Genomic DNA, 3,597 nt, shown 5'->3' on the forward strand with positions numbered 1-3,597 from the left:
ATGTCAATACTGCACGGTATGGTGCGCTGCGAGAATGCCTCTCGGCCCGGCTGCCGACGGTTTCGGCCGCAATCGCGTACTGCAACGAACCCCGGCGTATGGTTAAATCAGCAAATGAATCAACCTGACGCTTCCGCCGGCGAACCGCGTGCCGGCCGCAACAGCCGCCTGAGTGCCGAAGACTGGGCCCAGGCGGCCCTCGATCTGATTGCCGAGCAAGGTGTGAGCGCCGTCGCGGTGGAGCCGCTGGCGCGCCGCCTTGGCGTGACCAAGGGCAGTTTCTACTGGCACTTCCCCTCGCGTGATGCGCTGCTGCAGGCCGCACTGGAACGCTGGGAACTGTTCGAGCAGGAACAGGTGTTCGGCAGCCTGGAAGACGTGCCGGATCCGCGCGTGCGCCTGCGCCAGCTGTTCCAGATGGTGGCGCACGAAGTGCAGCCGCACATCATCTACAGCGAGCTGCTGAAAGCGTTGGACCATCCGATGGTGCGGCCGGTGATCGACCGCGTGTCGCAGCGACGGCTCGATTACCTGATCGCCTCGTTCCGCCAGGCGGGCCTGAGCTCGACCGATGCACGCCATCGCGCACGCCTGGCCTACGCCGCCTATGTCGGCTTCCTGCAGTTGTCGCTGCAGCTGCAGCAGCCCAAGCAGGCGCGCGAGGATTTTGAAGCGTATGTCGAGCATCTGATCGACACGCTGATTCCGAACGGCTGAGGCGTTCTTCATCGCTGGATGCAGAAAGGCCGCGGCAGTGCCGCGGCCTTTTTCGTTGGTGTTGACGCCAGCAGCGAACGTACAAAAAACAACGGCCCCTTTCGGGGCCGTTGCTGCATCAGCTGATCRRWGGAKCGATCAGAACTTCTGCTKGTACTKCATGTACATGTAGCGGCCCGGCAGGTCGTACTGCGGGTCGAACATGTTGTACGAGGTCGAGTACGAGACCGGCGGCTGCTTGTCCCATGCGTTGTTCAGACCCAGCATGATCGTGCCCTTCCACGGGGTGTTGTAGCGCACCTGGATGTCGTGGTAAGTGGTCGAGCCCATGTGGTTCTTGCGGCCATCCGGATCGGAGCAGTAGCTGCGCAGTGCGCCGCCCAGCAGGCAGTCTTCGGTCATGCCGGACTTGTAACGCAGGCCRTAATTGACGCCGAAGTCGCCGAAGGACCAGTCGACGTACAGGTTGGAGCGGATGCGCCAGTACGGATCCTGGTCGAGATAGCGACCCTGGCGGCCTTCCACCTCGGAATCTTCGGTGGCCTTGGTTTCCCACTTGGAAAGGTAGGTGCTGTCCCAGCTGACGGTGAACTGGCCGAACGAGGTTTCCGGCAGGCGGTACARCACGCCCAGATCCCAGCCTTCCACCTTGTACGACGCCAGATTCTGCAGCGGCATGTCGACGTTGGTGATGGTGTAGCGTTCTTCGATGGTGCCGTAGGCTGGATCACGGGTGATCAGACCGCAGTACGCGGCCTGTTCTGCCGGGGAACCGCCGTAGCAGTAGTTCATGATGTCCTGGATCGCCGGACGGGTGATGGCGTCTTCGATCTTGATCTGCCACCAGTCCAGGGTCACGTTCAGGCCGCTGACAAAGCTCGGGCTCCACACCAGGCCCAGCGTTTTGCTGGTCGAGGTTTCCGGCTTCAGGTTCGGGTTCGACTTCCAGGTGAACGGCTCGGCAGTCTGGGCCGCGCCCGACTGCGGAACGCCGTCGTCGTCCTTGGTGTTGGGCTGGACGAAGCCAGCCGGAACGCCCTGGGCGATACACTGGGCCAGCACCGCACCGGTCGGGCCGTTGGCAGCCGCGCACGGATCGGCGTAGGTTTCGAACGAGTCGCCGTCACCGCCATACAGGTTGCTGATGCTCGGCGCGCGGAAGCCTTCCGAGTAGTTGCCGCGGATCATCAGGTCGTCGATCGGCTTCCAGCGGAAACCGAACTTGTTGTTGGTGGTATTGCCGAAGTTGCTGTACTTCGAGTAGCGGGTCGCCGCGCTGAAGTCGAGCAGCTTGGCGCCCGGCAGGTCGGCCAGCACCGGGATCGACAGTTCCAGGAAGACTTCATCCAGGTCGTAGCCGCCCTTGGTCGGCTTTGCGCCGTTGCCGGTGCTCAGGCCTGCAGCGATGAAGGCGTCCGGATCGAACTGACCGGTCTCCTTGCGGTACTCGTAACCGGCAGCGAAGGCCAGAGCGCCGGCCGGCAGCTGCACGATTTCACCGGAGATGTTGGCGTAGTAGCCCTTGGACACCAGGCTGGCCGAATCGTGTGCGGTGAACGAAGTGTAGTCGAGCGCGGCCTGGCTGATCGAGCCTTCCGGGCCCAGAGCGTTGACCGGCACGCACTCCGGAATGATGTCGCCGCCCGGGGCGGTGACGCAGACCGGCACGCCGCCACGCATTTCGGACGGGCCGTAAGCGTTGCGCAGGTTGGCCAGATTGAACAGGCCGTAGGTCAGGTCGTTCTGGTCGGTCTTGTCGTAGCGGTAGCCGACATCCCAGTCGAAGTTACGGTCCGCGAACTCGAAGAAGCCTTCGAAGCCACCGTAGAAGTGCCAGTTCTTGACGTTCTGGTTGAACGAACGGCCGCCGCTTTCATTGAAACGACGGTTGACGCCGGTCAGGTCTTCACCCGTCGGGTTGTACATGCTGTTGGCGCTGAGGCGCATGCTGGTGACCGGCATGGCCGCCAGCAGCTGCTCGGACTTGCGCTCGTTGTACATCGCCTCGGTACGGAAGGTGATGTTGTCGGTAACGTTGTACGAACCAGAAGCGAACAGCGACGTACGTTCCTGCGGGGTCAACAGGTAGTTGTCCGGGGCGGTGTTGTAGCCGTGGACGTTGGCGTTGAACGGCGTCTCCACGCCGTTGATCAGCACATAGCGCTCGTCGTTGCGGATGTAGGAGCCCGGCATGCCGGTGCTGCTCTGGCCGTCGAAGAACGGCGGGCCACCGGCGGAGATCTTGCGATCGCCGGCCATGACCTTGCCTTCCTTGACGTAGGAGACACCCAGCATCAGCGATGCGCGATCGGTGGTGGTGCCGATGGTGAAATCGGCCGCTTCACGCTCGCCGTCACCGTCGCTGTACTGGCCCTTGTAGAAGTTCGCTTCGGCGCCGTCGAAGTTCTGCTTGGTGATGATGTTCACCACGCCGGCGATGGCATCCGAACCATAGATGGTCGAAGCGCCGTCCTTCAGGATGTCGATGCGCTCGATCATCGCGGTCGGGATGGTGTTCAGGTCGACGCTGCCGTCCAGGCCGGTGGTCCAGCGACGGCCATTGACCAGCACCAGGGTACGGTCCGAGCCGAGGTTGCGCAGGCTGATACCGGCCGAGCCGTCACCGCCGTTGTTGAAGGTGCGGTTCAGGGCGGCACCGTTGGCGGCAACGCGCTGCAGGATGTCGGCGACCGAGGTCACACCCTGCTTTTCGATGTCGGCGCGGGTCAGGCTCAGGACCGGCTGCGAGGTTTCGATGTCGGTGCTCTTGATGCGCGAACCGGTCACCGAGATGCGATCCAGGTTGGTCGCTTCCTGCGCCTGGGCCGTTACGGACGTCGCCGCACCGGCGATCAGCGCGACGACGACAGCGTCACGCAG

At 63.1% G+C, this 3,597-nt stretch carries 2 protein-coding genes; one reads left to right on the forward strand and one right to left on the reverse strand.

Features of this window, described 5'->3' with window-relative positions:
• The first annotated feature begins 114 nt into the window (after positions 1-114).
• The gene (locus tag AC1VAN_RS15210; protein ID WP_025877807.1) at positions 115-717 is read left to right on the forward strand and encodes a TetR/AcrR family transcriptional regulator; all 603 of its coding nucleotides are present in this window, start codon (positions 115-117) and stop codon (positions 715-717) included.
• A gap of 138 nt (positions 718-855) precedes the next feature.
• Here the strand turns inward: AC1VAN_RS15210 and AC1VAN_RS15215 are convergent.
• Positions 856-3,597: TonB-dependent receptor (locus AC1VAN_RS15215; protein WP_480986114.1), on the reverse strand; the 2,742-nt coding region annotated here is incomplete at its 5' end.

The organism is Stenotrophomonas sp. 05L44_2, assembly GCF_056665995.1.